The 26842-nt window shown below is 65.0% G+C and carries 26 protein-coding genes, 1 tRNA gene and 1 pseudogene; 19 read left to right on the top strand and 9 right to left on the bottom strand.

The features are described 5' to 3' along the window. Positions 1-4 precede the first annotated feature (4 nt). From metH to recQ, 5 genes are all read left to right on the top strand, one after another. Complete coding sequence (gene metH / locus NDB2M1_RS20270; protein ID WP_072384544.1) at positions 5-2635, top strand: methionine synthase; 2631 nt, start codon at positions 5-7, stop codon at positions 2633-2635. A gap of 101 nt (positions 2636-2736) precedes the next feature. Then, positions 2737-3933, top strand: a complete 1197-nt coding sequence (locus tag NDB2M1_RS20265; RefSeq protein ID WP_072384543.1) for a cation:proton antiporter — start codon at positions 2737-2739, stop codon at positions 3931-3933. Further along, positions 3930-5138, top strand: coding sequence for a serine hydrolase domain-containing protein (locus NDB2M1_RS20260; protein WP_253185972.1), 1209 nt, complete (start codon positions 3930-3932; stop codon positions 5136-5138). The genes NDB2M1_RS20265 and NDB2M1_RS20260 overlap by 4 nt, the downstream gene beginning before the upstream one ends. Before the next feature lie 25 nt (positions 5139-5163). Then, positions 5164-5622, top strand: coding sequence for a DUF3592 domain-containing protein (locus NDB2M1_RS20255; RefSeq protein ID WP_072384542.1), 459 nt, complete (start codon positions 5164-5166; stop codon positions 5620-5622). A 75-nt stretch (positions 5623-5697) separates the two neighbouring features. Continuing rightward, positions 5698-7491, top strand: a complete 1794-nt coding sequence (recQ, locus tag NDB2M1_RS20250) for a DNA helicase RecQ (RefSeq protein WP_072384541.1) — start codon at positions 5698-5700, stop codon at positions 7489-7491. Positions 7492-7497: 6 nt separating this feature from the next. Here the strand turns inward: recQ and NDB2M1_RS20245 are convergent, their stop codons facing one another. After that, positions 7498-8229, bottom strand: coding sequence for an SDR family NAD(P)-dependent oxidoreductase (locus NDB2M1_RS20245; protein ID WP_171955461.1), 732 nt, complete (start codon positions 8227-8229; stop codon positions 7498-7500). Positions 8230-8375: 146 nt separating this feature from the next. Here NDB2M1_RS20245 and NDB2M1_RS20240 point away from each other — a divergent pair, with 146 nt between their 5' ends. Genes NDB2M1_RS20240 through NDB2M1_RS20230 form a run of 3 tightly spaced genes read left to right on the top strand, consistent with a single transcriptional unit; the run spans position 8376 to position 10664 of the window. Then, the gene (locus NDB2M1_RS20240) at positions 8376-9581 is read left to right on the top strand and encodes a toxic anion resistance protein (protein WP_072384540.1); all 1206 of its coding nucleotides are present in this window, start codon (positions 8376-8378) and stop codon (positions 9579-9581) included. Positions 9582-9588: 7 nt separating this feature from the next. Next, the gene (locus tag NDB2M1_RS20235; RefSeq protein ID WP_072384539.1) at positions 9589-10359 is read left to right on the top strand and encodes a hypothetical protein; all 771 of its coding nucleotides are present in this window, start codon (positions 9589-9591) and stop codon (positions 10357-10359) included. Continuing rightward, positions 10359-10664: a polyhydroxyalkanoic acid system family protein gene (locus tag NDB2M1_RS20230; RefSeq protein ID WP_054120804.1), complete on the top strand. Its 306-nt coding sequence runs from the start codon at positions 10359-10361 to the stop codon at positions 10662-10664. The genes NDB2M1_RS20235 and NDB2M1_RS20230 overlap by 1 nt, the downstream gene beginning before the upstream one ends. A gap of 146 nt (positions 10665-10810) precedes the next feature. Here the strand turns inward: NDB2M1_RS20230 and NDB2M1_RS20225 are convergent, their stop codons facing one another. Next, on the bottom strand, positions 10811-12568 hold the full coding sequence (locus NDB2M1_RS20225) for a fatty acyl-AMP ligase (RefSeq protein ID WP_054120805.1): 1758 nt from the start codon (positions 12566-12568) through the stop codon (positions 10811-10813). A gap of 117 nt (positions 12569-12685) precedes the next feature. Here NDB2M1_RS20225 and NDB2M1_RS20220 point away from each other — a divergent pair, with 117 nt between their 5' ends. Together NDB2M1_RS20220 and NDB2M1_RS20215 are read left to right on the top strand one after the other, a co-directional pair. After that, on the top strand, positions 12686-13282 hold the full coding sequence (locus NDB2M1_RS20220) for a regulatory protein RecX (protein WP_072384538.1): 597 nt from the start codon (positions 12686-12688) through the stop codon (positions 13280-13282). Then, on the top strand, positions 13233-13775 hold the full coding sequence (locus NDB2M1_RS20215) for a DUF192 domain-containing protein (protein WP_231624885.1): 543 nt from the start codon (positions 13233-13235) through the stop codon (positions 13773-13775). The genes NDB2M1_RS20220 and NDB2M1_RS20215 overlap by 50 nt, the downstream gene beginning before the upstream one ends. A gap of 1 nt (position 13776) precedes the next feature. Here the strand turns inward: NDB2M1_RS20215 and NDB2M1_RS20210 are convergent, their stop codons facing one another. Continuing rightward, complete coding sequence (locus NDB2M1_RS20210) at positions 13777-14832, bottom strand: medium chain dehydrogenase/reductase family protein (RefSeq protein WP_083555004.1); 1056 nt, start codon at positions 14830-14832, stop codon at positions 13777-13779. A 124-nt stretch (positions 14833-14956) separates the two neighbouring features. Between NDB2M1_RS20210 and NDB2M1_RS20205 the strand changes: the two genes are divergently transcribed. Together NDB2M1_RS20205 and NDB2M1_RS20200 are read left to right on the top strand one after the other, a co-directional pair. Next, positions 14957-15370 (top strand): NADH:ubiquinone oxidoreductase subunit NDUFA12, encoded by a 414-nt coding sequence (locus tag NDB2M1_RS20205; protein WP_054120808.1) that lies wholly within the window; start codon positions 14957-14959, stop codon positions 15368-15370. After that, positions 15370-15780 (top strand): annotated as a pseudogene (locus NDB2M1_RS20200) (DUF2155 domain-containing protein); the annotation flags it as partial. The gene NDB2M1_RS20205 and the pseudogene NDB2M1_RS20200, both read left to right, overlap by 1 nt. A 35-nt stretch (positions 15781-15815) precedes the next feature. On the opposite strand, the gene aat reads toward NDB2M1_RS20200, so the two are convergent. Next, a complete protein-coding gene (aat, locus tag NDB2M1_RS20195; protein WP_072384535.1) occupies positions 15816-16595 on the bottom strand; it encodes a leucyl/phenylalanyl-tRNA--protein transferase in 780 nt (259 codons plus the stop codon). 64 nt (positions 16596-16659) lie between these two features. Here aat and NDB2M1_RS20190 point away from each other — a divergent pair. The 4 genes from NDB2M1_RS20190 (at position 16660) to nusG (ending at position 18875) form a co-directional block, all read left to right on the top strand. Then, positions 16660-16735, top strand: a tRNA-Trp gene (locus tag NDB2M1_RS20190). A gap of 105 nt (positions 16736-16840) precedes the next feature. Continuing rightward, entirely contained in the window at positions 16841-17887 is a 1047-nt protein-coding gene (locus tag NDB2M1_RS20185; RefSeq protein ID WP_072384711.1) for an NAD(P)-dependent alcohol dehydrogenase, read from the top strand. A gap of 228 nt (positions 17888-18115) precedes the next feature. Further along, positions 18116-18310 carry a preprotein translocase subunit SecE gene (gene secE / locus NDB2M1_RS20180; protein ID WP_054122555.1) on the top strand — a complete coding sequence of 65 codons (195 nt, stop codon included), beginning with the start codon at positions 18116-18118 and terminating at the stop codon, positions 18308-18310. Between the two features lie 28 nt (positions 18311-18338). Continuing rightward, on the top strand, positions 18339-18875 hold the full coding sequence (nusG, locus tag NDB2M1_RS20175) for a transcription termination/antitermination protein NusG (RefSeq protein ID WP_054122556.1): 537 nt from the start codon (positions 18339-18341) through the stop codon (positions 18873-18875). On the opposite strand, the gene NDB2M1_RS20170 is transcribed toward nusG, so the two are convergent. Both NDB2M1_RS20170 and NDB2M1_RS22945 read right to left on the bottom strand, forming a co-directional pair. Further along, positions 18868-19200: a hypothetical protein gene (locus tag NDB2M1_RS20170; protein WP_072384534.1), complete on the bottom strand. Its 333-nt coding sequence runs from the start codon at positions 19198-19200 to the stop codon at positions 18868-18870. The two genes, nusG and NDB2M1_RS20170, sit on opposite strands and share 8 nt — an antisense overlap. 12 nt (positions 19201-19212) lie before the next feature. Next, the gene (locus tag NDB2M1_RS22945; RefSeq protein ID WP_216234071.1) at positions 19213-19368 is read right to left on the bottom strand and encodes a hypothetical protein; all 156 of its coding nucleotides are present in this window, start codon (positions 19366-19368) and stop codon (positions 19213-19215) included. Positions 19369-19956: 588 nt separating this feature from the next. Between NDB2M1_RS22945 and NDB2M1_RS21855 the strand changes: the two genes are divergently transcribed. Beyond that, the gene (locus tag NDB2M1_RS21855; protein WP_143146851.1) at positions 19957-20895 is read left to right on the top strand and encodes a winged helix-turn-helix domain-containing protein; all 939 of its coding nucleotides are present in this window, start codon (positions 19957-19959) and stop codon (positions 20893-20895) included. Positions 20896-20979: 84 nt separating this feature from the next. On the opposite strand, the gene NDB2M1_RS20160 is transcribed toward NDB2M1_RS21855, so the two are convergent. Further along, a complete protein-coding gene (locus NDB2M1_RS20160; RefSeq protein ID WP_171955460.1) occupies positions 20980-23748 on the bottom strand; it encodes a DUF3857 domain-containing protein in 2769 nt (922 codons plus the stop codon). 286 nt (positions 23749-24034) lie between these two features. Here NDB2M1_RS20160 and rplK point away from each other — a divergent pair, with 286 nt between their 5' ends. Then, on the top strand, positions 24035-24463 hold the full coding sequence (gene rplK, locus NDB2M1_RS20155) for a 50S ribosomal protein L11 (RefSeq protein ID WP_054122559.1): 429 nt from the start codon (positions 24035-24037) through the stop codon (positions 24461-24463). A gap of 4 nt (positions 24464-24467) precedes the next feature. Next, on the top strand, positions 24468-25166 hold the full coding sequence (gene rplA, locus NDB2M1_RS20150; RefSeq protein WP_054122560.1) for a 50S ribosomal protein L1: 699 nt from the start codon (positions 24468-24470) through the stop codon (positions 25164-25166). Positions 25167-25233: 67 nt separating this feature from the next. Here rplA and NDB2M1_RS20145 read toward each other — a convergent pair whose 3' ends face one another. Beyond that, positions 25234-26187, bottom strand: a complete 954-nt coding sequence (locus NDB2M1_RS20145; protein ID WP_072384531.1) for an NAD-dependent epimerase/dehydratase family protein — start codon at positions 26185-26187, stop codon at positions 25234-25236. Then, complete coding sequence (locus NDB2M1_RS20140) at positions 26187-26660, bottom strand: hypothetical protein (protein WP_253185971.1); 474 nt, start codon at positions 26658-26660, stop codon at positions 26187-26189. Before NDB2M1_RS20140 ends, NDB2M1_RS20145 begins: the two co-directional genes overlap by 1 nt. Positions 26661-26842: the final 182 nt, after the last annotated feature.

Genomic DNA, 26842 nt, shown 5'->3' with positions numbered 1-26842 from the left:
TGAAATGACCACCGAAACCGCCACCCGCCCCACCGGTTCTTCCTTCGTCAACGTCGGCGAACGCACCAACGTCACCGGCTCCGCCGCGTTCAAGAAGCTGATCCTCGCGGGCGACTATACGAAGGCAGTCGAAGTCGCGCGCCAGCAGGTCGAAAACGGCGCGCAGATCATCGACGTCAACATGGACGAGGGGCTGCTCGATGCGGTCCACGCCATGACGACCTTCCTCAAGCTCATCGCTGCCGAACCCGATATCGCCCGGGTGCCGGTGATGATCGACAGCTCGAAATGGGAGGTGATCGAGGCCGGGCTCAAGTGCGTATCGGGCAAGCCCATCGTCAATTCGATCTCGATGAAGGAGGGCGAGGAAGCCTTCCTCACCTATGCCCGCAAGTGCATGGACTATGGCGCCGCCGTCGTCGTCATGGCCTTCGACGAGAAGGGCCAGGCCGATACCAAGGCGCGCAAGGTCGAGATCTGCGAGCGCGCCTACAAGCTCCTTCTGGGCATTGGCTTCCCGGCCGAAGACATCATCTTCGACCCCAACATTTTCGCCATCGCCACCGGCATCGAGGAGCATGATCGCTACGCGCTCGATTTCATCGAAGCCGCGCGCGAGATCCGCGCCCGCTGCCCCCATGTCCACATCTCGGGCGGCCTTTCCAACCTCTCGTTTTCGTTCCGCGGCAACGAGACCGTGCGCCGCGCGATGCATTCGGTGTTCCTCTACCACGCGATCCCGGCGGGCATGGACATGGCCATCGTCAACGCGGGCCAGCTCGACATCTACGACCAGATCGACCCCGTGCTGCGCGAGGCCTGCGAGGACGTGCTCCTCATGCGCCACCCTGAAGCAACGGAGCGGCTGATCACGCTGGCCGAAAGCTACAAGGGCAAGGATGCGGTTGCCGAGAAGGCCGCCGAGGAATGGCGCGGCTGGGACGTTGTCCGCCGCCTCGAACACGCGCTCGTCAAGGGCATCGACCTTTACGTGGTCGAGGATACCGAGGAAGCCCGCGCCGAAATCGCGGCGCGCGGGGGGCGGCCCATCGAAGTGATCGAAGGCCCGCTGATGCAGGGCATGAACACGGTCGGCGACCTGTTCGGCTCGGGCAAGATGTTCCTCCCGCAGGTGGTCAAATCCGCGCGCGTGATGAAGAAGGCCGTCGCCCACCTCATTCCCTTCATCGAGGCGGAGAAGGAGGAAGGTGCCAAGGCCAAGGGCCGCATCGTGATGGCCACGGTCAAGGGCGACGTCCACGATATCGGCAAGAACATCGTCGGCGTCGTGCTCCAGTGCAACGGCTATGAAGTGATCGACCTCGGCGTCATGGTCCCTTGGTCGAAAATCCTCGAGACCGCCAAGGCCGAGGACGCGGACATGATCGGCCTGTCCGGCCTTATCACCCCCTCGCTCGACGAGATGGTGACCGTGGCGGAGGAAATGCAGCGCGCCGGGTTCACCATCCCGCTGCTGATCGGCGGCGCGACGACCAGCAAGGTCCACACCGCGCTGCGCATCGATCCAGCCTACGAAGGCCCCGTCGTCCACGTGCTCGACGCCAGCCGCGCGGTCGGCGTCGCCAGCCAGCTGCTGTCCGACACCCAGCGCGATGGTTTTGTCGAGGCGACGGCGGGCGAGTACCAGCACGTGCGCGATCTGCGCGCGGGCAAGGAGGCCTCGGTCCTCTTGAGCCTCGCCGATGCCCGCGCCAATGCATACATTCCCGATCTCTCCGAAAAGGCCCCGCCGCCCGAACAGCCCGGCTTGCACGTCTTCCCCGAATGGGACCTCGCGGACCTCGCCGAATGCATCGACTGGACTCCGTTCTTCCGCGCCTGGGAACTCGCCGGCACCTATCCCGCTATTCTCGATGACGAGATCGTCGGCGAATCTGCCCGCAGCTTGTTTGCCGATGCGCGCAAGATGCTCGATCAGATCATCGCCGAAAAATGGTTCACCGCGAAAGGCGTCGCCGGCTTCTGGCCGTGCCACCGCGAGGAGGACGATGTCGTGCTCTATCTCCCCGAGGAAGAGCGCCACGTCCGCCTCCCCTTCCTGCGTCAGCAGATCCGCAAGAGCCGCGACCGCAAGAACATGTGCCTTGCCGATTTCATCGATCCGCAGGGCGATTGGCTCGGCGGCTTCGCGGTCGGCATCCACGGCATCGAACCGCATCTCGAACGCTTCAAGGCGGCGCATGACGATTACAACGACATCCTGCTGAAGGCGCTCGCCGACCGCTTCGCCGAAGCCTATGCCGAGCGCCTCCATCAGCATGTGCGCACCACGCTCTGGGCCTATGCGCCGGGCGAACAGCTCACCAACGAAGCGCTGATCAAGGAGCAGTACCGCGGCATCCGCCCCGCTCCGGGCTATCCCGCCTGCCCGGATCACACACTCAAGCCGATCCTGTTCGATCTCCTGAATGCGACGGAAAACACGGGGATCACGCTGACCGAATCGCAGGCCATGCTGCCCACCGCCGCCGTCTCCGGCTTCTACTTCGCGCACCCCGAAAGCGAGTATTTCGGCGTCGCCCGCATCGGCCGCGATCAGGTGGAAGACTACGCGGTCCGCCGCGGGTTCGATCTCGCGACAACGGAGCGCTGGCTGCGGCCCAACCTCGATTGAAGGGTTAACCGCCGCCATTATCCCCAGACACCGGAAGGCCGGGATGCAAGGGCAATAGCTCTTCCAATCCGGAGGCACTAGAATCCCGCGCCATGCCTACGATGAGCACTTCCGAAATCTTCCTGATCGCGCTGACGATCATCCTTGCCGTTCCCTATGCCTTCTGGCGCCTGCTGCGGACCGACCACTACGCCCCGCTTGTGGTCGTGCAGATCGTCGGCGGGATTATCCTTGGCCCCGGCGTGCTCGGCGCCATGTTCCCCGGCTACTACAGCTTCGTCTTCAACCCGCAGGTCATCGGTGCACTCAACGGTGTCGCGTGGTGGGCGGTGATGATGTTCGTCTTCGCGGCCGGGCTCGAACTCGATCTCGGCGATGCGCTCGAAAACTGGAGCGAAACCGCGATCACCGCCGGCTGCGCGCTCCTCTTTCCGCTCGTCCTCGGTGCGGCGGCGGCCGCCGTGCTGCTGCAGGAACCGGGCTGGATCGGACCAAAGGGCAACTACGGCCAGGCGGTCCTCGGTATCGGCATGGCCTGCGCCGTCACCGCGCTCCCCATTCTCGTCCTGCTGATGGAAAAGCTCGAGATTTTCCGCAGCGCGTTCGGCCAGCGCCTGCTGCGTTACGCCAGTCTCGACGACGTGCTGATCTGGGGCGTGCTCGCGCTCATCCTTCTGGATTGGGAGCGGGTCGGGCGGCAGGGCCTGTTCCTGGCCGGTTTTGCCGCCGCCGCATGGGCCGTGCGCCAGCTCGTTTCGCGCATCGAGGAGAACGACCGCTGGTATGTCAGCCTCGTCTGGCTATCCGCCTGCGGCTTCGCGGCGGACTGGTCCGGCCTCCACTTCATGGTCGGCGCCTTCCTCGCTGGCGCAGTTCTCGATGCCAAGTGGTACAGCCGCGAACGGCTCGACGGCTTCCGAAGCTTCCTGCTCCTCGCGGTCATGCCGGTGTTCTTCCTCTCCACCGGCCTGCGCACGAATTGGGGCGTCGGCGGTGCGGCGGTGTTCGGGGCGGCGGCACTGTTCCTTGCGGCTGCCGTCATTGGCAAGCTGGTCGGCGTCCACGTTGCGGGCCGCCTGCTCGGCTGGGCCAAGGGCGAGGCTGCGGTGATCGGCTGGATGCTCCAGACCAAGGCATTGATCATGATCATCTTCGTCAACGTCCTGCTCGACAAGCAGATCATCACCGCCGAAACTTTCACCGCGATGCTGCTGATGGCCGTCGCCAGCACAATGCTGACCGTGCCCAACGTTCGCCCGCGGCTGGCCGAACTTGGCCTCGGGGCCGGGCAGGGGTGAGGGGCTGGCACAGCCTTTTCGCGGCACTGCTGCTGCTGCTGCCGGTCGCGGCGGTGCCAGCACAGGCGCAGCGGCTTTATTCCGTCACCGTCGCGGTCGCGTTCGATCGACAGGCCTTGCGTCCGGTGCTGGTCGAAGGCACCGCGGACCAGACCTCCGGCCGTCCCGTCTCGGTCGATGATCCCGTCCGCATCGCCTCGATTTCCAAGCTCGTCACCACGCTCGGCGTGCTGCGGCTGGTCGATGCCGGCGTGCTCGATCTTGATCGCGATGTCTCGGACTATCTCCACTGGCCGCTGCGCCACCCGCAGTTCCCGGATCGTCCGATCACCTTGCGCCTGCTCCTCTCGCACCGCTCGGGCCTCACCGACGGTGCGGACTACATCATCCCGCTGGGCGAAACGATCCGCCAGCGCCTTGCCGATCCGCGCGCCTGGGATCCGCAGCACGGACCCAGTGGCTATGGGGGTGATGATTGGTTCCACTATACCAACCTCAACTTCCCCGTTGTCGCCTCGGTGATGGAAGCCGCCACGGGCGAGCGCTTTGACCGCCTGATGCAGGACCTCGTGATGAAGCCGCTCGGGCTTTCGGCCTGCTACAACTGGTCCGGCTGCAACGGCGCCGCAGCGGCAAGCGCAGTGGTGCTCTACCGTCCGGATGGCAGCGTCGCGCGCGATGATCTCAAGGGCGCGCTGCCGGCTTGTCCCGTCGTCGTGAACGCCGGGCAACCCTGCAACCTTGATGCCTACACCCCGGGTTGGAACGGCGCGCTGTTCTCGCCGCAGGGCGGCCTGCGGATATCGATGAACGATCTCGCCCGCATCGGTCGGATGCTAGCGCGTGGGGGACGAGGGTTTCTCTCGCCCGCGAGCTACGCCGCGCTCGTCACCCCGCGGTGGCGCTTCAACGGCCGCAACGGCGTGGGGGAGTATGGCGAGCCCGACGGTTTCTTCTGCGCCTACGGTCTTGGTCTCCAACTGATCGGCAACCACATGCAAGGCTGCCATGATGATCCCTTCGGCGACGGCGTTGCTCGCATCGGCCACCCCGGCGAAGCCTATGCCCTGCGCTCCGGCCTCTGGCTCGATCCGAAGACGGGACGTGGCATCGCCTTCTTCACCACCGCTGTCCCTGACGAAGGCGGCAAGGGCAAAAGCGCTTTCTCCGCTGCCGAAGAGGATGTCCTGCAAAGAGCCCGTTAAGCGCTGGGTGCTATAGGCTGCCGCAATGGCTGCCATGCTGCTTCTCGTTGCCCTCGCGGCCTATCTTGCGCTGGTCTACTGCCTGTTTCGCGCTCTGCAGCTGTTCGGCAGCTGGCGACCTGCCACCGCCCTGGTCTGGCGCAGCGACTACACCGATGCCCAGCAGAGCGACGATTTCTGGTCGTTCGGCTCCACGTTCGGCACTTTGCGCGGCTTCAACTGGCGCGATGGCCAGCATGCCCGCCTGATCGAGGACGAGATCCGCTTCACCACCCGAAGCGGCCACGAACAGCGCGCCCTCGTGCAACGCCGCGTCCGGCGGGGATGGACGCCCTCCTCCAGCTATATCGTCTGGTACGATCCCGCCGCCCCGACCAAGGTGACCGCGCAGGGGCCCGGGTTCTGGCTGCTGCACGCGCTGCTGCTGCTGGTCCTGATCGGGCTGCTGATCCAGATGTGGAACCGCCTCGGGGTCACTCTCTGAAACTGTCCACCGCTTATGCGGAATCGGCCCCATCTGCACTTTTCCTGAGGGGCTGCCCTCTGCCATAGCGGCGGCGTGTACGCCCTCTCTGTCTCCTCCTCTGCGGATGCTCTTGCCGCCCTCTCGCGCGTGTTCGGTTTCGCGAGCTTCCGCGGGGTGCAGGAGCAAGTGGTCAGTCGTGTGCTGGCGGGGCAATCGACGCTGGCGGTCATGCCCACAGGCGCGGGCAAGTCGCTCACCTATCAGCTCCCCGCCGCCATGCTGCCGGGCACCTGCGTCGTGGTCTCGCCGCTCATCGCACTGATGCACGATCAGCTGCGCGCCGCCAATGCCAACGGCCTCGCCGCCGCCGCGCTCACCAGTGTCGATATGGACCGCGAGCAGACCATCGAGCGCTTCCGCCAAGGCCAGCTCGATCTGCTCTACGTTGCTCCTGAACGCGCCAGCCAGCCGCATTTCCGCGAATTGCTGACCCGTGCCCCCCTCGCGCTTTTTGCCATCGACGAAGCGCACTGCGTCTCCGAATGGGGCCACGATTTCCGCCCCGACTACCGCCTGCTGCGCCCGCTGCTCGACAGTTTCCCGGATGTACCCCGCCTCGCGCTCACGGCCACGGCAGACCGGCACACCCGCGCCGATATCCTCGCGCAGCTCGGCATCCCGGACGAAGGCCTCGTCATCGCCGGGTTCGACCGGCCCAACATCCGCTACCGCATCGCCCCGCGCGACAATGCGCTGCGCCAGCTGAAAGCCTTGCTCGCCGAACAGCGCGGCCCCGGCATTGTCTATGCGCCGACGCGGAATGGTGTCGAGAAGCTGGCCGCGCAACTGGCTGAAGGGGGGCGCCGCGTGCTGGCCTACCACGCGGGCCTCCCTGCAGACGTCCGCGCCGCCAACCAGGCCGCCTTCGTCGCCAGCGAAGACATGGTGATGGTCGCCACGGTCGCCTTCGGCATGGGGATCGACAAGCCTGATGTGCGCTTCGTCGCCCATGCCGGCCTGCCCAAGTCGATCGAAGGCTACTACCAGGAAACCGGCCGCGCTGGCCGCGACGGGGACGATGCCGTTGCGCTCATGCTCTGGGGGGCTGACGATTTCGCCCGCGCCCGGATGCGCATTTCAGAAGTGGAAGAGCACCGCCAGCCGAGCGAACGCGCCCGGCTCGATGCGCTGGCAAACCTTGTCGAAACGCCGACCTGCCGCCGCGCCGTCCTCCTGCGCCACTTCGGCGAGCATCCGCCCGAGACTTGCGGCAATTGCGACAACTGCCTCCACGCACCGGGGGTGACAGATGCGACGCAGCTCGCCCGCAAGCTCCTTTCCGCCGTCTACCGCACCGGGCAGATGTTCGGCCTCGGCTACCTCGAAAAGGTCCTCACCGGCGCGGCGGATGAACGCGTCACGGACCGGGGCCACGATCAGCTCTCGGTCTTCGGCATTGTCCCCGGTGAGGAAGCGCCCCTCTTGCGCCCCGTCGCCCGCGCACTGCAGGCCCGCGGCACGCTCGTCACCAACGAGCACGGCGGCTTCATGCTCGGCGGCGATGCCCGCGCGCTCTTGAAGGGCGAAGGCCGCCTCGATCTCGTTGTAGCGCCCAAGGCCGAACGCACATCGCGTCGCCGCCGGGGCGGGGAGGTCGAGGTCAATCCCGTCGGCGATCCGCTCTTCGAGGCCCTGCGCGCGCTCCGCCGCGAGATCGCGCAGGAAGCCGGTGTGCCGCCCTACGTCATCTTCCACGATTCCGTCCTGCGCGACATGGCCACGCGGCGGCCTGCCACGCTGCAGGAGTTGGGCCAGATCGGCGGCGTTGGCGCGCGCAAGCTGGAAGCCTATGGGGATCGGTTCCTGCAGGAAATCCGAGGGTACTGAGCCGGTTCAGAACGGCACCCGCACCCCATCCCATGCAAACAGCCCCCCGCCGTCCGCCGGCGTAAGCCCGTCCAGCACCCCCAGCAGCGCTCCCGCCGAAAACGCCGGCGTAAACAGCTTGCCCTCAGCCACCCCGCGCTGGAACGGGGCCGAAAGCGCGGTGTCCACCGTCCCCGGATGCAAGGTCACCGCCACGGCCTGCGGGTGCGTCCGCGCCAGTTCGAGCGCGAGGTTCTTCACCAGCATGTTGAGCGCCGCCTTGCTCATCCGGTAGGCATGCCAGCCCCCCAGCCGGTTGTCCGAAATCGAACCCACCCGCGCCGAAATCACCGCAAACACCGCGCGCCCGTCACGCCGCAGCAGCGGCAACGCATGCTTGGCGATGAGTGCCGGGCCGATGGTGTTGACGGCGAAGAGTTCAGCCATCCCGTCGCCGCTCAACGCACGGTACGACTTCTCCGGGCCAGTCCCGTCCATCCGCGTCAACCGGCCCGTCGCGATCAGCACCAGATCGAGCGGTCCGCCGATCCCGGCGCAGGCCGCCGCTATGCTGGCCTCGTCCGTGAGATCGAAGGCAAAGGGCCGCAGCTTTTCTCCAATCGGCGCCTGCCCCCCACGTGATCCGGCATGCACTTCGCCCACATCGCCGCGCGCTGCCAGTCCTTCAGCGAGGGCCCGGCCAATGCCGCCGGAGGCTCCAAAGACAGCGCAACGCAAGGGCGGGGAGGGTGCATTCATCGTCCCGGCTTGGCCTTCCCCGCCGCTCGTGTCGAGCAGGCCCAAAAGGCATGCGCTGTATTATCCCGCCAATACAGCTTGCGAAGCGGCACCGGGCACGCCACATTGCGTCTACAATCGCCCACCCGGGAATGAGACGTCACGCCATGGCCAGCCAATCGACCGACACAGTTTCGCCGATCACTCTCACCCCGCCGGATCCCGTGCCCGTGGTCGCGCCCACGCAGGCCGCCGGGCTGGTGCCGGTCACGGACGACACCAAGTCCAAGCTCGAAGCCCGCGCCGAAGCCTTTGTGGCGGACCTTGTCGCGCAGGATGCGGCGAGCCCCGAATTCGGCAAGCGCGTCGATCAGCTCTCCAACATGGGCCGCAAGGAAATCGCGGCGGCGGCGGGCATGTCGAACCGCTTCCTTGACCGGCCGGTCCGCGCGATGGACAAGGATTCGGGTGTCGGCGCCGATCTCGCCGCGCTGCGCCGCACGGTGGAAGAGCTTGATCCGGGCCGGCAAGGCAATCTTTCCGCGCCCCGCAAGATCCTCGGCATCATCCCCTTCGGCAACAAACTGAAGAATTACTTCGACAGCTACACATCCTCGCAAGGCCACATCAAGGCGATCCTCGACCGCCTCGCCTCGGGCAAGGACGAGCTCCTGATGGACAACGCCGCGATCGACGTCGAGCGCGGCAAGTTGTGGGAGGCCATGGGCAATCTCGAGCAGATGATCCACATCTCCAAGGTGCTCGACCAGAAGCTGGAAGACGCGGCAAACGATCTTGACCATACCGATCCAGCCAAGGCCAAGCCGATCCGCGAATCCGCGCTGTTCTACACCCGCCAGCGCACGCAGGACCTGCTGACGCAGATGGCGGTCACCGTGCAGGGCTACCTCGCGCTCGATCTGGTCAAGAAGAACAATGTCGAGCTGGTGAAGGGCGTCGACCGTGCCGGGACGACGACGGTCGCCGCGCTGCGCACCGCCGTCACCGTCGCGCAGGCGATGACCAACCAGCGCCTCGTCCTCTCGCAGATCACCGCGCTCAACACGACGACCGCGAACATCATCGATTCTACCGGCAAGCTGCTGCGCGAGCAGACCGGCAAGATCCACGAAATGGCCGCGTCGAGCACGATCCCGCTCGAAACCCTCCAGCGCGCCTTCCAGAACATCTATGAGACGATGGACACCATCGACACCTTCAAGCTCAAGGCATTGGATGCAATGAAGCAGACGGTCGACACGCTCTCGGGCGAAGTCGAGAAGTCCAAGGGTTATATCGCCCGCGCGGAAGGCGCATCGCAGGCCAAGCTGGAAGGCGGCGCCACGTCACCGCTGCTGAGCCTCGAAGGCTGACCTTCCCATGGCGGAGACCGCGAGCGACAGCAGCCGCATCCTCGCCGAAGCGCGCGCCAGCCTGCAGCGCCAGCAGGCGGGCGGGCGGCGCGTGGGCGGCAAGTCCATCGGTCGGCGATCGGCCGAACTGAAGCGCCTGCACATGCTGCGCAAGGCCGCGCGCATGGCCTTTGCGGTGATGGGTATCCTGTTCGCCGCGCTCGTCACCGGCCTCGTGATCGATGGCATCGGCTTCACCGGTATTGTCGTCACCTTCCTTGCCATCGTTGCCGCGCTCACCTTGCTCGGCACTTTCCCGCGCATGAAAGTGCCCGAACTCGGCATGCTCAACCGGGGCGACGTCCGCTCGATGGTCGCCCGGACCGAGCTCTGGCTCGAAGCCCAGCGGCCAGCACTCCCGGCTCCTGCGGTGAACCTCATCGACCAGATCGGCGTCCAGCTCGATGGCCTCGGCGTCCAGCTGGAAGGCGTCGATCCCGCCGAACCCGCCGTGGCCGAAGTGCGCAAGCTGGTGGGCGAACACTTGCCAGGGATGGTCGAAAGCTATCGCCGCATCCCCGCAAACTTGCGCCGCGAACAACGTGACGGGCGGACGGCCGATCAGCAGCTCGCCGACGGCCTCGGCAAGATCAGCGCGGAAATCGATGCCGTCACGCGCCAGCTTGCGGCAGGTGATCTCGATGCCCTCGCAGTGCGCGGACGGTTCCTCGATTACAAGTACGGCGACGGGTTGGAGCAAGCCGCACCCCAACTGACAGCACCCAAAACGGAAAGCTGATGCGCGTCTCGATCCCCCACACCCTCGGCAAGGACGAACTGCGCCGCCGCATAACCGCGCGGCTGGGGCAGGCGGAAGACAAGGCCAAGGGCATGCTTGGCAGCCTCGCCACCGTCGAAACCAGCTGGGCCGACGAAGACACGCTGGCTCTTGTCGTCAGCGCAATGGGCTACACGATCCCCTGCAGCGCGACGGTCACCGAAGCCTCGCTCGATTTCGAAGTCGAGATCCCCGCCGGTGCAGGCTTCGCTCGGCGGATGATCGAAAGCGCCGTGCGCGAGAAGGGCGAGAAACTGGTCGGCTAAGGGACTGCAATCAAGCAGGCCCAAATACGAGACCGCTCACCCCGAGCTTGTCGAAGAGTGCTGGCGCAACCGCTGGACACGATGCTTCGACAAGCTCAGCATGAGCGGGTGTTGGGCAAAGTCCGAAGCTGGATTCGCCCGCCGCCTCACGCCGCCAGGCTGTAAGGCTCTATCTCGCCGCTCAGATACTGCTTTTTCGCCTTCGCGCGGCTGAGTTTGCCCGAGCTGGTGCGCGGCAGCGTGCGCGGCGGCACGAGTTCGATCACGCAATTCATGCCGGTGATCGCGCGAACCTTGTCGCGGATCGCCTCGCGCAGCTTTACGCGCTCTTCGGGATCGGAAACGCGGCAGTGGACGAGCACAGCCGGGGTTTCCTCGCCGCTTTCCGTCTCCACCGAGAACGCGGCAATATCGCCCTGGTGGAAGCCGGGCAGCTGCTCCACCGCCCACTCGATATCCTGCGGCCAGTGGTTCTTGCCGTTGATGATGATCATGTCCTTCGCCCGGCCGACGATGAACAGGTAGCCCTCCTCGTTGAGGTAGCCCATGTCGCCGGTATCGAGCCAGCCGCCCACCAGGCAGGCCTCGGTCGCTTCCGGATCCCGGAAGTAGGAGTGCATCACTGAAGTGCCGCGGCACCACACCTTGCCGATATGGTGGTGGGCGAGCGCCTCGCCATGCTCGCCGCGCACCTGAACTTCCATGCCGCGCACGGGCACGCCGCAGTTGACGATCGCGCGGTAGCGGGCCGGGCGCGAAAGATCGCGCGGCGTGCCGGAAAGGCGCTCTTCCTCGACGAGTTCGACGCGGATGCCTTCGCCCGGCGGCATCAGCGTGACAGCAAGGGTCGCCTCGGCAAGCCCATAGCTCGGCAGGAACGCGCTCGCCTTGAAGCCCGCGTCGGCGAAGGCGTTGACGAAGCTCTGCATCACATCTGGCCGGATCATGTCCGCGCCGTTGCCCGCCACGCGCCAGCGCGACAGGTCGAAGCGCTCGGCCACGTTGCTCTGGCTCGAGATGCGGCGGGCACAGATGTCGTAGCCGAAGGTCGGCGAATAGGAGAGCGTGGTGCCCTTGTTGCGGCTGATGAGGTCGAGCCACGCCAGCGGACGCCGCGCGAAATCCTCGGTCTTGAGGTAGTCGGCCGAGACCTGGTTGGCGATCAGCGAGAGGAAGCAGCCGACAAGGCCCATGTCGTGGTACCACGGCAGCCAGCTCACCGCGCGGTCGCCGGGCTGGAACGACATGCCGTTGGAATGGCCGGCAAGGTTCGCCAGCAGCGCGCGGTGGGTTACGGCGACGCCGTGCGGGAAGCGGGTCGAGCCGCTTGAATACTGGAGATAGGAAATCGCGTCCGGATCGGGCGTCGGCAGCGGCGCGTCCGACGGTTCGGCAGCGGCGGCGAACTCCAGCCAGGTCAAGCCCTTGCAGCCGCAGCGCTCAGCCGCCGCCGCGCAAATCGCAGCAATCTCGTCGGGGTAGACGAGCATGGCCGGGTCCGAGCTGGTGATCTGCACGACCAGCTGGTCGATATAGTTCTCCTTGCCGCCGAAGCTGGTCGGCAACGGCAGCGGCACCGGCCAGGCGCCGGCATACATCGCGCCGCAGAACAGCGCGGCGAAATCGGGGCCGGTCTCGGCGATCAGGGCAATGCGGTCGCCCGGCTGCACACCCATCGCGATCAGCCGGCGCGCGGCGACCAGCGCATCGGCGCGCAGTTCGGCATAGGGATAGACGCGGGCCAGCGTGCCGCGCGCGTCGTGGAAATTCAGCCCGCAGGCGCCTTCCGCAGCGAAGTCGAGCGCATCGCAGAAGGTGCTGAAATCGGCGAACCGACGCGGACGCCCATCATCGTTGGGCGTAGGAACCAGAGCGGCCTTGGTGGCGGCTTCCAGGACAGTCATGCGTTACCCCGTTTATTGGTCTGGTTGCTTGCGAAATGGGGCCAAAACGGCCTGTTCCGTACCCGCAGCAACTTGCGGGATGTTCCCATTTAGCCGGGACTGTGGCACGAATGTGGCATGTCGTTAACGAGTTCTGGACGCGCGTCGGGCCGAGCCGGCGGGACGCGGCAGAAAAGCCTTCCGCCTCCGCTGGATAGCCCCGCACTCGATGCGCTGGCGCTGACCTATGTAGCCCGGTTTGCGACAAGTTCAGGGCGCCTTTCGACGTACCTCAAGCGCAAGTTGCGCGAGCGCGGCTGGGCGGAGGAGGTCCCGCCGGATGTCGCTGCCGTTGTCGCACGCATGACGGAGCGGCGCTATGTCGACGATGCTGCCTATGCCGCTGCCAAGGGCGAGGGGCTCAGGCGGCGCGGCTATGGCGCGCGGCGGATCGAGACCGCGCTGGACCATGACGGGATCGCCGCACCCTTGCGCGCCGCCGCACGCGGGAGCGAGACCGAGCGCCGCCATGCCGTCATGGCCTTCGCCCGGCGCAAGCGGTTCTGGCCCTATTCAGCTGAACCCTGCCTTGATCCTGCCGTGCGCCGCAAACACCTCGCGGCCTACCTTCGCGCGGGGCATGGGCTTGACCATGTGCGCCGGGTAATGGATGCGCGGGACCTTGATGACCTCGAAGAATGGGCTGACGAACATGCCGAAGACGATCTGGAATAGGGCCGCCAGCCTTGCGCTGCTGATCGCCGCAGTCGGCTGCTCGCCGCTTGCTGCCGGATCGACGAATGCGCAGGGGACGGCGACCACCGCCGCCACCGTGCAGTCCGCCGTTCATCCGGTCTCGGGGCTCAAGGTCATTCCGCTGACCGTGACCACCGCCAGCGGCCCGCACGTGTTCAAGGTGGAAGTCGCCGCCAGCCCCGCAGAGCAGGAACGCGGGCTGATGTTCCGTACCGCGATGGGCGCGGACGAGGGCATGATCTTTCCGATGGACCCGCCCCGTCCCGCCGCCTTCTGGATGAAGAACACGGTGATCCCGCTCGACATCATCTTCGTCGGCGCGGACCACAAGGTGCTCAACATTGCCGCGAATGCCGTGCCCTATGACCTTGAGCCGCTCCCTGCGTTCGGCAATGCGGCAGGTGTTCTGGAGCTCAATGGCGGGCGCGCGGCGCAGATCGGCCTGAAGCCGGGTGATTCGGTCACCTGGTAAGTCAGGCGCTCTGCCAGGGTAGCAGAACGACTTTCCCGCCCAGCCCGCCTTTGTCGATCCGCCGGTGCACATCGGCGGCGGCGACGAGCGGCAGGCGGTCCGCGACGACTGGCTTGATGCGCCCTTCCTTGAGGCAATTCAGCAGCTTGGCCATGTCGTCGGCGAACTGTGCAGGATGCGCCTTGCGCCGGTCGGTAATCGAATACCACACCGCGCGCCGCCCGCCGAACAGCGGACTGAGCGCCGACCACAGCTTGAGGCGCAGCAGACCCAGCCCCGCCGCGATCAGGCTCTCACCGCCCGTCGCCATGGTCTGCGAGCCATAGCCGACCAGCACGCCGCCCTTGGCCAGCGCGGCGAACGAGCGCTTGAAATGCGCGCCGCCGATCGCATCGAACGCCGCGTCCACCCCGCGCCCGCCGGTGGCCTGCAGCACGGCAGCGGTGAAATCGCCCGCGCGATAGTCGATGGCCTGCGCGCCATAGCTCTCGACCACGCCCATGTTCGCTGCTGAACAGGTGCCGATCGCGCTGAGGCCCATCGCCCGCGCCAGATCGAGCAGTGCCGTGCCGACCGATCCCGACGCCCCGATCACCAGGATCGTCGCGCCAGCTTCGATTGCGGCGGCGCGCGACAGCATCTGGTATGCGGTCATGTAGGCCAGTGGCAGGCATACCGCTTCGGCGGGATCGATGCCCTCGGGTACCGGCACCAGCGAACTCGCAGGCCGCAGTGCATACTGCGTGTAGCCGCCCACCACGCTCATGTCCGCGACCATCGTCCCGACCGCCGGACCCGTCACGCCCTCGCCCAATGCATCGACCACGCCGACCAGATCATACCCGGGCGTGAACGGCAGCGGCCCCTTGAAATCGGGATAGCGGCCCATGCGGATGAAGGTGTCGGTAAAGCCGGTTCCCGCCGCCAGCACTTTCACGCGGACCTCACCGGGTCCGGGCACCAGCAGCGTGTCCTCGGTGACCAGCTGGAGGACTTCCGGCCCGCCGAAACGGGCAATCTCGATGTGCTCCCACGCCACGCTATCATCCTGTTGCAACGGGCTTTCCCGCGCAAACTATGAAGACAAGGCCACAATGCAATCCCTTATGCGGTCCCATCGTGCCAGAACGATGCATCGCGTGCTTGCATGGCCCCCCTGTGAGACGCTAAGCGCGCTTTCCATGAGCATCCTCGGCAAGATCTTCACCTGGTGGGACGGCGCCACCTTCGGCACCATGCTCGACAGCGCGCGTAATGGCGTGAAGGTCGGTCAGGATGCGCAGGGCAACACCTATTACCGCGCGCGCAAGCCCTATCCGAAGGGCCACCCTTTCGCCGGGCGCGAACGCCGCTGGGTGATCTACAACGGCCCGAATGACGCGAGCCGCGTGCCTGCCGAATGGCACGGCTGGCTTCATGGCAATTTCGACGGCACGCCCGAAAGCAACCTGCCCCCGGCGCGCATCTGGGAAGTGGACTTCACTCCCAACACCACCGGCACATCTGCCGCCTATCGCCCGCAAGGCGCGCTCGAGCGTGGCGGCAAGCGGGCACGCGCCACCGGCGACTACGAAGCCTGGTCGCCCGAAGGCTGATGCGCCGTCTCACGCCGCTGCTGCTGACGCCAGCCCTGCTGGCCCTGTCGGCTTGCGGCGGCAACAAGAACGCCGAAGCCCCGCCGCCAAGCGAGGCGACGCAAGGTGCGGGCCCGGCCGCGAATGCTTCGGGCGAGGTGGAAAACGAGTTCGGCACCCCGGTAAAGGACCGCGTTGCCACGCTCGGCTTCCTCAACAAGCGCAACAACATCACCCAGATCGTCCAGCTGAAGACCGGCGAATCGCGCCGCATCGGCAATGCAATCATCAAGCTAGCCACGTGCGAGCGCACCGCGCCGTGGGAAGACCCGCCGGAAACCGGAGCCTTCGTCCAGCTTTTCGTCGAGGAACGCGCGACGACGCGCGACAAGCTCGCCTGGCACAAGGTGTTCTCGGGCTGGCTGTTCAAGAACTCGCCCGCGCTCAACGTGGTCGAGCACCCCGTCTACGACGTGTGGGTCAAGGACTGCGCGATGAAGTTCCCCGGCGAGGAAGACAGCCCCGCCGCCGCCGCATCGACGAGCAGCGCGGCAAAGCCTGCCGGCAAGCCGCCGGCGCCCGCAGCAAAAGCCCCCGCTGCGCCCGACGACGCCCCGGCCGACGATTCACCCCCGGCCTGAGCGCCCGAGGCGGCCTCCAGCAGATCGAGATAGTGCGCCTGCGGGATCTCGACCGCACCCAGCGAGGCTAGATGCGGCGTGGTGAACTGGCAATCGAGCAACTCCGCCCCCGCACGCCGCAGCGCTGCCACCAGCCACGCCAACGCGACCTTCGAGGCATCGCTCACCCGGCTGAACATGCTCTCCCCGCAGAACACCCTGTCGAAACCTACGCCATAAAGCCCCCCGACAAGCACTTCGGTGCCGCCGGGGCCCGCCTGCCAGGTCTCGATCGAATGGGCATGACCGTGCCGATGCAATTCGCGGTAGCTCTCGGCGATGCGCAGGCTGATCCAGCTGTCCTCCGCATCCGCGCGCGGCGCGGCACACGCATCGATCACCGCGTCGAAGGCTTCGTTGCAGGTCACCCGGAACCGCCCGCGGCGCAAGGTGCGCGCGAGGCTGTGCGAAAGGTGGAACCCGCCAAGCGGCAGAATCGCCCGCATCCGCGGCTCGACCCAATAGACTTCGGGATCGTCGCGGCTGTCCGACATCGGGAAAATGCCGGCGCGATAGGCCTGCAGCAGCAACTCCGGCGGAATGATCGAGGTGTCGTGACGGGACATCTTTGAAGGATTGTTCTTTGGTTGCGCTCCCCGCGTCAACCCACTAAGGGCACTCCTCCGGCACAGGAGTGTAGCTCAGTTGGTAGAGCATCGGTCTCCAAAACCGAGGGCCGGGGGTTCGAGTCCCTCCACTCCTGCCACGTCGTTCCGACAAGGCATTGCCGCTTCCCACAAGTGAGAGTTTGTTCCCCGCCGCGGCGGCTGCCATGGTGCGCGCAACGCGTCCCCCTTCCGAAAGCCATCCCATGACCGTCAAAGCCTATGCCGCCGAGGCCGCCGACCAGCCGCTCGGTCCCCATGCCATCGAGCGCCGCGAGGCCGGACCGGACGACGTGGTGATCGAAATCGCTTTCTGCGGCGTGTGCCATTCGGATCTGCACACCGTGCGCGGGGAATGGGGCGGCACGCTCTATCCGTGCGTCCCGGGCCACGAGATCGTCGGCACGGTCAGCGCCGTCGGCAGCGCGGTCACGCGATTCGCACCCGGTGACACGGTCGGCGTCGGCTGCATTGTCGACAGCTGCCGCACCTGTTCGGCCTGCGGGGAAGGACTCGAGCAGTTCTGTGCGAACGGCATGACCGGCACTTACAATTCGCCCACCCCCGATGCGCCCGGCCACACCCTTGGCGGCTATTCCGAGCGGATCGTGGTTGACCAAGCCTATGTTCTCGCCATCCGCCACCCGAAGGAGCAGCTCGCCGCGGTCGCCCCGCTGCTCTGCGCCGGGATCACCACATGGTCGCCGCTGCGCCACTGGCAGGCGGGGCCGGGCAAGCGCGTCGGCGTCGTCGGCATCGGCGGCCTTGGCCACATGGCGGTGAAACTCGCCCGTGCGCTCGGCGCCGAAGTCACGGCCTTCACCACCAATCCGGCCAAGCGCGACACGATCCTCGCCCTCGGCGCGCACCATGTCGTGGTCTCCACCGACAAGGCCGAGATGAAGGCCGCGCGCGAGACGCTCGATCTCATCATCAACACCGTCTCGCACAGCCATGATCTCGATCCCTACCTCCTCACGCTGACGCGCGACGGCACGATGGTCATGGTCGGCGGCCCGGAAAAGCCGCACCCGATGCCCACGCTGTTCCACTTCCTGATGCGCCGCCGCAGCCTCGCCGGCTCACTCATCGGCGGCATCGCGGAAACGCAGGAAATGCTCGATTTCTGTGCCGAGCACGGCGTCGTCTCGGATATCGAACTGATCCGCATGGAAGAGATCGAGGGCGCCTACCAGCGCATGCTGAGGAGCGACGTGCGCTACCGCTTCGTGATCGACAACAGCACGCTTTAGTTTGCTGCGCTCACGCGCAGGGCTGGTGCCGCCCGGTACGCGCTCTTCCGCGCGTACCGCAAACGACTCCTCCCGCTCTTGCCAAGGGCGGGGTGAAGCCTTAAATGCCGTGCTTCTTCCGACATCGGAAACCTCGCCTGCCCCTCCCGGACCTGTCCGGGGCGGCGATGAGGCCTAGCCGGAAGCCGTGAGTGCGCCCCCCGGCGCAAGCGAGAGCAGGAATACGTGATGGCAAAGCTGAGCCCCGGTGAATTCATCAACCAGGTCCGCGCCGAAGCGCGCAAGGTGATCTGGCCGACCCGCGCCGAGACGACCTCGACCGCGATCTTCGTCGGCATCATGATGCTCATCCTCGCGGTGTTCTTCCTCGGCATCGATTCGATCTTCAGCCTGATCGTGCGCTCGCTCCTGTCGCTCGCCTGATCACACGCACAAAATTCAAGGACGACCCATGGCCCGCTGGTACATCATTCACGCCTATTCCGGTTTCGAGAACAAGGTGAAGGAAGCCATCCTCGCCGAAGCCGAACGCATCGGCCTCTCGCAGCTGGTCGAAGCGGTCGAAGTGCCGACCGAGACCGTCACCGAAGTGAAGCGCGGCAAGAAGGTCCAGGTCGAGCGCAAGTTCATGCCGGGCTACGTGCTCGCCAAGCTTTCGATGAACGACGACATCTACCACCTCGTCAAGAACACCCCCAAGGTTACCGGGTTCCTCGGCAACAACAACAAGCCGCAGCCGATTTCCGACAAGGAAGCCGCCCGCTACTTCGGCGCGCGCGAAGCCGCCGCGGCCGAGCCGCGCAAGCAGGTGCTGGTCGATTACGAGATCGGCGATTCGGTCAAGGTCAACGCCGGCCCGTTCGCCTCGTTCAACGGCACCGTGGAAGAGCTCGATTTCGAGAAGCAGCGCGTCAAGGTCGCCGTCTCGATCTTCGGCCGCGCCACGCCGGTCGAACTGAGCTTCGAGGAAGTCGAACTGGTCAAGTAAGCAGCGGGGGCTCTGGCCCTCGTTCTGCGCGCCCCGGCTTCGGCCCGCGCTTCTGCGGCGCGAGCGGACGACCGAGCCGTACCTCCATATCCGCCAGCCACGCGGGCGAGCCCACCGGCCGCTCCACGCTTTCTGCCTTGCGCAATGCGGCATAGGTCAGCGCTTCTTCCATGATGACTGGGCCATAGCTTCCCTGCAAGAGGTGGCTGGTTGTCCGGCGGCGCGGATCGATGAAGCCGGTTTGGCGCCGGTGCAGATTGCCAAAGGTGCGGCACAACCCTTCCTTATCCGACGACACCAGCACGACGTGGATATGGTTCGGCATCAGGCAATAGGACTACACCTGCGCCTTCGCACGAGCTGCCGCTTCGGCAAGCAGATCGAGATAGAGCGCATAGTCGCCCTCCTCGAAGAATGTGCGCTGCTGCCCGCTGCCGCGTTGGGTCACGTAGTGCGGAATGCCCGGGATCACGACACGGGAGAGTCTTGCCATGGACGTACCGAGAATTTCGGGATTTAGCACAGTGTCACGTTAGCCCATGAAAGTTTCACGGAAATAGTGCGATAGCAACTGACCATAGTTACAAAGTGTTTCTGTCTGCGGTAAGAAACGTTGGCTGACATATTTTGCCTCTCGTTCCAGTATGATCGGAGTTTATTGCCAGAATGGCAATAAGGCCTTGAGAGTCCATTGACAGGGGGGCGCCATCACGCGAGCAGCGCGACGCGACCCTGATGGCTTCGCCCTCTTGTGATGAAGCCATGCGGCACTTGCGTCCGGTCTCCAGCGTGGACCGGACGCCTTTTTTCTAAGCGATTGCTTTATTCGGCTTGTGCGCGATTCGCCCAAGCAACTTACGTTTCGGCACCCTAATCCGCACGGAAAGGATGAGGCATGGGAGAAGCTGATGAATTAGAGCGACAGTCATAAAGATGTAATGTTCATATTAGAACGCCCATTTTTAGAATTAAAATGGCGCTTATTTGGAGATAAGTAAAAAAGCTTATCGCCTTGCGCGGTATTAACTTAAGCGGCTTGGTCAAATTTTATTTCGATATGATATCGTTTCTGTAGACTTGCTTGAGCAAGCTTGGCTCCGCAAACTTCGGGAAGCAGACCGTGGATTCGACGAAATACGACAACGCTGACGCTTCTGTTTCTGGGTCAACGGACAGCACCGCAGATTTGAAAGGAGAGCGAATATTTTTCAAGACTAGCTCGAATAATGATGGAATGTATCCGCAATTAGATTCGGCTTATAACGATCTAATTTCAAATGATCTACGTGATACCATGACAAAATTGGGCGCAGATGTCAATCATAAAATCCTGAACGATTATGAAGAAAATATAAATATTATTAAAATAAGGTACTTATCAACCAGCGACGCATCAAGGATTGATAGAGATGAGTGGATTTCAGGCGTGTTTCAATACGTCGAGAAGCACTCGTTGAACTACTTCGAAACATACTCGGTCTCCAGCTCAAGTGGGCACTTTGATGTGCTGATTATTGGAGCGGACGATACATCGCGCGCATGTCGTTTTCTTAAAGAGAATTATTACTTGGTTAGAAATAGGCCAAAAATTCTTCTCGAGAATCGATCCGATCCAAAGCGCCGCGCTAAGGCTTTGCGCAGCGGCTTTGACGATGTCTTTGAATATGCCCGGACGAGCAAGCCAGAGGCGATCTGCCGCTTAATGGCTATCTATCGCCGTGCCAAGCTGTCTCAGGAGCAAAGAAGTCGGCATAGGAAATACGATGAACGTATAGCAGAAACATTGATAGAAGATGAAATTTTAACTGATGCAGAGTATCGTGTGCTAAAAGAATTAATTCATAATAATAAGAAAATATTAAGCTATGAAAGACTTCAAGTTATTGCAAGTAGAAACGTTGAGCCAATCTCATTGGCTAATCTCAAGGTAATTATTTCAAGGCTGCGTAAGAAAATAAAGCGCGAATTTCTTATAAAATCCGAAACTGGCTATGGTTACGTAATAAAATCTCTAATTTGATTGCATGAGAATTGGAATTACGGTGACACTTTACTAAACCCCCAATCACCACCCCCGTCGGCCACCCAACTCCCGCCGCACCCCTCACGGCTTGATCCCGTAGTGCGCGTAAAAGTGCCCCACATCCGGGAACACCGTCTTCGCCGCCTTCAGCAGCGCCGCCGCCTTGGCCTTGTCGCCCATGCGGTCCGCCACGATGGACGCCATGAACAGCGAGGCGGTCTGCTCCGGTTCCGCCGCCAGCGCTGCTTCGTAATCGGCCATGGCTTCCTTTAGGCGCCCGGCGCGGAAGTGGACCAGCGCGCGGCTGTCCATGTACATCGCCGGGTCCGCTTCCAGCTCGATCGCCTTGTTGCAATCCGTCAGCGCGGTATCGAGCGCGGTGTTGCGCAGGGCGAGGTACCAGCACCGCGCGTTGCGCAGCTTGGCGGAGGAGCCGCGCTTCTCCAGCGCTTCGTCGAGCATGCCCAGCGCCTCGTCATGCTTGTCGGCCTGCTCCAGCCGGTCGACCTTCTCGAGGAAGTTCGAAAGCCCGTCGTCGGTGGTGATGTCGAGGTCGGTTGGCACCAGGTCCAGCCCCTCGTCCACCTTGCCCGCCTCGATCAGCTCGTACGCCAGCGTGCTGCGCGCGTCCGCATTGCCCTGCTCAAGGTCGTAGGCCGCCTGCGCGTCCGCCAGTGAACCCGCGCGGTTGCCCAGCTTGCTGCGCAGGGCCGAGCGCTTGAGGTAGCGGTCCGCCGAAGCGTCCACCGCAATCGCGCGGGTGTAGTCGGCTTCTGCCGCCGCCCAGTTGAACAGGGTCCTCTCGAGCCACGCGCGGTCGGTCAGACGCGTCGCGTCGTCGGGCTTGTCGGCAATGCGCGCATCGAAAATCGCGCGCACTTTGGCGAGCGCGGGGCTGCCCTTGCGGCGCGCCACGTCGTCCCACCACTTGGGATAGGAGGCATCGAGCGAGAGCCGCGCGGTGCGGTCCATCGCGTCGGAAATCGCCTTGGCCGTGCTGCTCGCCTTGTCCGGCGCAATCTCGGCCCCGCTCTCGCGCGAGACGATATCCTGCGTCAGCTCGCCACCGGCCAGCGCAACGTTCCGCTGCCAGCTGGCGGCCGGTAGATCGAGGCTGCCCGGGTCGCTGCCGGTCAGCGACACGCCTTTGCCCGCATCCGGCAGGCGCCAGCTGGTGTGCAGCTTGGCATGCCACGGATCGGGGATCAGCGCCGGGATCGCCCGCCACGCCGCCCGGTCGCGCGGCGCGTCGTAGGTGACCTTGAGGCCCGGCGGCACCGCCAGCGCATAATGCCCGTCGCGGTACTTCCAGTCGGGATAGGCGATCCCGTCGAAATCGAGCGTCCACACCGCGTTTTCCGCATCCCACGTCGAGCGCGCCTTGCCGACGAAGGTATCGCCGACCCAGTTGCTCGCCGCCTTCTCGGCAAAGCTGGTCAGCTTCTCGTCGTAGTTCGGGCCGGGATCGACCTTGTAGGCCGCGCCATAGGTCCCGTTGTAGCGCAAGGTCAGGTGATAAGGCGTCGCAAGGTGCGGCCCCGCGGTCATGTCGTAGGCGAGGTCCGCGTCGATGTCGGGCCGGGCATGCGCGCGCAGCGGCAGCGCGAAGAGCGCGGGCTTGCTGCCTTCGATCGTCCCGCCCATCGGCAGCACCCAGCCATAGCGCGGCACGTCGCGGATATCGGCAAGGCGCGAACCCAGCATCGTCCCGTCGAGCCAGAAGTCCTCCTCGCCCACACGCGCGTGGACAAAGACATGGTCGAACGCGAGCGCGGCGGGCACCATGTCGGGCACCGCATCGCCGCGCTTGCTGTTTGCCATCACCGGCTCGGCCTTGATCCCCAGCCGGTCGAGCACCGCCAGCAGCAGCATGGTCTTGGCCTTGCAGTCGCCATAGCGCTTCGCCCAGGTGTCTGCCGGGGCCTGCGGCACATAGTTGCCGTTGCCCATCGCGATCAGCTCATAGCGCACTTCGTCCTGCACCAGCCGCAGCGCATCGGCCATGCGGCGCACCGGATCGGGCGAGCGCGCGGCAATCGCATCGACCCGCTTGGCAAGGTCCGACCCCGGCGCGATCTTGTCCTTCACCGCATAGAGCGGCGCCATGACCTTGGCGACCGAGGCCCAGTCCGGAAAGCTGGTGAACTGCAGCAGCGGCAGCGGGGTGAACCGGCTCGGCGCGTTCTTGGCCGCATCGGGCAGCTTGGCGATCGGCAGTGGCACCACGATTTCGGTCCAAGTCGCATCGAGCGGCTTGGCCACCGGCGTCAGCCCTGGCGCGAGCGACTTCACCGTCAGCGGGTTCGACGTCTTCCACACGAGCCGCGCGCGCCCGAAGCCGACCTTGAGCGGCGCCGGCAGCAACACCAGCGCGTCCTGCACATGCCCCGCCAGCGCGGTGTCGCGCTCCGAAAGGCTGAATACCATCCGCAGCGTATCGCCCACGCGCAGGTCCTCGATGTGCTTGACCGCCATCAACTGGCCGTCGACCATCAGCCGCTCCAGCCCCGCCTCGCGCCGGATCACCGTGATCCCCTCGCCCTTGCCGAGCGCATCGATCACCTGATCCCCGCGGATGATCTCCAGCTTGTGCAGCGTGAGGTCGCCGTGGTCCGGCTGCCAGCCGAGCGTGAGCGTCCCCATCTGCTGCAGCGCTTCCGGGCTCGAGGCCTGCCGCATCGTGTCGATATAGACGGTGGTGGTGTCGCCATCGACCTGCACTTGCTCGTCGAAGCGTACGGCGCTGTCCGCCTTGAGCACGGGCGGTGCCTGATTGACCCACGCGGGTACCGGCGCGACGAGGACTTTGTCTCCGGCGTGCGCCGCAGTGCTGGCGAGCGTCGAAATCACGGCTGCGCCGAATAGCTTCTTGTGCAAGTGAGGCCCCGGATGGTGGGTTGGATGGCCAAGGGATAACCGAACACTGCCAAAGCGCAACGACTGGTCGCACCGATCTGGGTGTCGCAGCCCGTTGGCCGCTGCTCCCCATTGCCAAGCCGCCTCGTCCCCGCTATGCGCGCCGACTTCCGGCGAGGCTCGTCCTCGCCTGATTCCGTGCGGGAGGATGCCCAAAGCATCTGTCTGACCGCTCACTCTGCGGTAGCTTCGGCTCCAACAGGACGAAAGGAGGCCCATCGTGGCCAAGAAAATTGATGGTTACATCAAGCTGCAGGTTGCAGCTGGTGAAGCGAAGCCCTCGCCGCCGATCGGGCCCGCGCTCGGTCAGCGCGGTGTCAACATCATGGGTTTCTGCAAGGAATTCAACGCCGCCACCCAGGAGATCGAAAAGGGCACCCCGCTGCCCACGATCATCACGGTCTATTCGGACAAGTCGTTCACCTTCGTGACGAAGACGCCGCCGGCCACCTTCCTCATCAAGAAGGTGCTGGGCCTCAAGTCCGGCTCGAAGGAGCCCGGCAAGGTCTCGGCGGGCAAGATCACCCGCGCGCAGCTCGCCGAAGTCGCCGCGATGAAGATGAAGGATCTGAACGCGAACGACGAAGACGCCGCGATCAAGATCATCGAAGGCTCGGCGCGCGCCATGGGCCTGCAGGTGGAGGGCTGATCCGATGAAGACGACCAAGAACAAGAAGGCCCTCGCCGAGAAGCTGGGCGACAACCAGAAGCTCTACGGTGTCGATGAGGCGATCCAGCTCCTGAAGGACCTCAAGCGCACCAAGTTCGACGAGACCATCGAAGTCGCGCTGAACCTCGGCGTCGATCCGCGCCACGCCGACCAGATGGTCCGCGGCATGGTCACGCTGCCCTCGGGCACCGGCAAGGACGTCAAGGTCGCCGTGTTCGCGCGCGGCGACAAGGCCGAAGCCGCGCTCGCCGCCGGTGCTGACAAGGTCGGTGCGGAAGACCTGCTCGAGGACATGCAGAACGGCAACCTCGACTATGGCCGCGTGATCGCGACGCCCGACATGATGGGCATCGTCGGCCGTCTCGGCAAGGTGCTGGGCCCCAAGGGCCTGATGCCGAACCCGAAGCTCGGCACCGTCACTCCCAACGTCGCGGATGCGGTCAAGGCGGCGAAGGCCGGCCAGATCGAGTTCCGCGTCGAAAAGGCCGGCATCATCCACGGCGGCATCGGCAAGATGAGCTTCTCGAACGAGGCGCTGCGCGCCAACTTCGACGCCTTCGTCGATGCGATCGTCAAGGCGAAGCCTGCCGGCGCCAAGGGCAAGTACGTCCGCAAGGTCGGCCTGTCCTCGTCGATGGGCCCGGGCCTCAAGGTCGATGTGGCGCAGGTCCACGGCGGCTGATCAGCCCTGCGACAAACGCACAGCAAATGGCCGGGAAGGGCAACCTTCCCGGCCTTTTTCGTATGGGCTAGCGTCCTTTCACCAGCGGCGATGTGTATTCCGGATCATGCGCAAACGGCAGCTGCGCGCCAGCCCGCAGCGCTGCCAGCATCGCTGCAAAGTCGGTCCGCGCCCGCCAGCCCAGCTCCCGCTCGGCTAATCCTGCATCGTAGACCCGCCCGAGGCTCTTCGGCAGTTCCCAGCCGCGTGCGGCGAACAGCGCTTCGGCATCGGGAAAGCGTGCCCGGATCAGCCCCGCCGCATCGGCCTTGAGCGCTGCCGCATCCGCGCGCGCAAACGGCGTCGGCGCACTTGCGATGTACAGCCCGAAACCCAGCTCGGGCGCCTTCGCCAGCGCAAGGACATGCCCCCCCGCCGCATCCTCGACCGTCAGCCGCCGATGCAGCAGCTCGATCGCCTTGAGGTTCTCGCCGGAGGGCTTCCGGTGCGTATCATCATCCTCCGGAAAGAACCGCGAAGTCCGCAGCACCACGCAAGGCAGGCCACGCTCGCTGGCATAGAGCCGACACAGCCCCTCCGCCGCCAGCTTGGTCACGCCATAGATGTTGCGCGGCGCCAGCGGCCCGGTCTGCTCGTCGAGCCAAACCGCTTCCGCCGCATCCTCTCGGCGGATCGCCTCGCTGATCATCAGCGAAGTTGTCGAGGTCATCACGAAGCGGTCATGCCCCGCCGCCTTCGCCGCCTCGAGCAGGTTGAGCGTGCCCGTCACATTCACATCGACAAAGGCCTGCGCCGGATAGCGCGCGATATCGGGCTTGTGGAGCGCCGCCGTGTGGATCACCGCATCGATGCCCAGCCCGATCGCGCGATCCACCACCTGCCGATCCGCCACGCTCCCCAGCACATGCGTCTCCGGCCCCGGCGCCAGATCGAGCCCGGTCACCGTATGCCCTGCCGCCCGAAGTGCGGGGGCAAGAAACCTGCCCAGCCATCCCGAAGAGCCGGTCAAAAGCACGCGCATCAGTGAGACCCCTTCGCCAGATTGCCTCGCGTATAGCATTCCGCCACAAAGCTGATCCCGCGCCCATCGGACAGCCGCAGCACGGCCTTGTGCGAAAGCACTGTCCCCGCCGGACACTCCGCCGCGCGGCCCCGCAGGCTTTCAAGCCGCTCGCGGTGAAATCCCAAGGGGCGCACCACCGTGCCGAAGGGCGTGCGCGTCGTCTCCAGCGCGGTGTTCATCGCCGGTGTCAGCCGCGCCGGGACGTACCAGTTCTTCGCATCGGACAGCACAGTATCGCCGCAGCGGAGCCGCACATGGCGATAGGCGAGCGGCTCTTGCACTCCCACGCCCAGCGCGGCGCGGATAGCGGGCGAGGCTTCCTCCCGTTCGCTGCGGTCACTCTCCGCCACGATGGTTGCAGGCGTGGCGATCCCCCGCGCTGAGCACCATTGCTGCAAGCCCGCCGTGGCGCTGTCGTTCGCGGCCAGCACGCTTTCAAAGCGGGAAAGTGTCGGTGTGCAGGCGGCCAGCGCCAACGCCGGAACCAGCAACCCGACAACCCAACCCCCCGTTCGTGTCGAGCCCCTCGTCAAGCTCGGGGTAAACTTCGGGGCATAGCCCCGAAGTCGAGACACCAGGCGCGACGAACGGGAAGAGTGATGATTGCGCAGTG

The sequence above is a fragment of the Novosphingobium sp. NDB2Meth1 genome (assembly GCF_900117425.1).
Taxonomy (GTDB): Bacteria; Pseudomonadota; Alphaproteobacteria; order Sphingomonadales; family Sphingomonadaceae; genus Novosphingobium.
The sequence above is the reverse complement of the archived record's forward strand: the minus strand, read 5'-3'. Positions and strand labels throughout refer to the sequence as shown.

Bases quoted from the DNA above. Each gene is read 5' to 3' on its own strand.
- metH (WP_072384544.1), top strand. From the start codon at position 5: ATGACCACCGAAACCGCCACCCGCCCCACCGGTTCTTCCTTCGTCAAC.
- NDB2M1_RS20265 (WP_072384543.1), top strand. From the start codon at position 2,737: ATGAGCACTTCCGAAATCTTCCTGATCGCGCTGACGATCATCCTTGCC.
- NDB2M1_RS20255 (WP_072384542.1), top strand. From the start codon at position 5,164: ATGGCTGCCATGCTGCTTCTCGTTGCCCTCGCGGCCTATCTTGCGCTG.
- NDB2M1_RS20245 (WP_171955461.1), bottom strand. From the start codon at position 8,229: ATGAATGCACCCTCCCCGCCCTTGCGTTGCGCTGTCTTTGGAGCCTCC.
- NDB2M1_RS20240 (WP_072384540.1), top strand. From the start codon at position 8,376: ATGGCCAGCCAATCGACCGACACAGTTTCGCCGATCACTCTCACCCCG.
- NDB2M1_RS20235 (WP_072384539.1), top strand. From the start codon at position 9,589: ATGGCGGAGACCGCGAGCGACAGCAGCCGCATCCTCGCCGAAGCGCGC.
- NDB2M1_RS20230 (WP_054120804.1), top strand. From the start codon at position 10,359: ATGCGCGTCTCGATCCCCCACACCCTCGGCAAGGACGAACTGCGCCGC.
- NDB2M1_RS20225 (WP_054120805.1), bottom strand. From the start codon at position 12,568: ATGACTGTCCTGGAAGCCGCCACCAAGGCCGCTCTGGTTCCTACGCCC.
- NDB2M1_RS20220 (WP_072384538.1), top strand. From the start codon at position 12,686: ATGTCGTTAACGAGTTCTGGACGCGCGTCGGGCCGAGCCGGCGGGACG.
- NDB2M1_RS20215 (WP_231624885.1), top strand. From the start codon at position 13,233: ATGACCTCGAAGAATGGGCTGACGAACATGCCGAAGACGATCTGGAAT.
- NDB2M1_RS20205 (WP_054120808.1), top strand. From the start codon at position 14,957: ATGAGCATCCTCGGCAAGATCTTCACCTGGTGGGACGGCGCCACCTTC.
- aat (WP_072384535.1), bottom strand. From the start codon at position 16,595: ATGTCCCGTCACGACACCTCGATCATTCCGCCGGAGTTGCTGCTGCAG.
- NDB2M1_RS20185 (WP_072384711.1), top strand. From the start codon at position 16,841: ATGACCGTCAAAGCCTATGCCGCCGAGGCCGCCGACCAGCCGCTCGGT.
- secE (WP_054122555.1), top strand. From the start codon at position 18,116: ATGGCAAAGCTGAGCCCCGGTGAATTCATCAACCAGGTCCGCGCCGAA.
- nusG (WP_054122556.1), top strand. From the start codon at position 18,339: ATGGCCCGCTGGTACATCATTCACGCCTATTCCGGTTTCGAGAACAAG.
- NDB2M1_RS20170 (WP_072384534.1), bottom strand. From the start codon at position 19,200: ATGCCGAACCATATCCACGTCGTGCTGGTGTCGTCGGATAAGGAAGGG.
- NDB2M1_RS22945 (WP_216234071.1), bottom strand. From the start codon at position 19,368: ATGGCAAGACTCTCCCGTGTCGTGATCCCGGGCATTCCGCACTACGTG.
- rplA (WP_054122560.1), top strand. From the start codon at position 24,468: ATGAAGACGACCAAGAACAAGAAGGCCCTCGCCGAGAAGCTGGGCGAC.
- NDB2M1_RS20145 (WP_072384531.1), bottom strand. From the start codon at position 26,187: ATGCGCGTGCTTTTGACCGGCTCTTCGGGATGGCTGGGCAGGTTTCTT.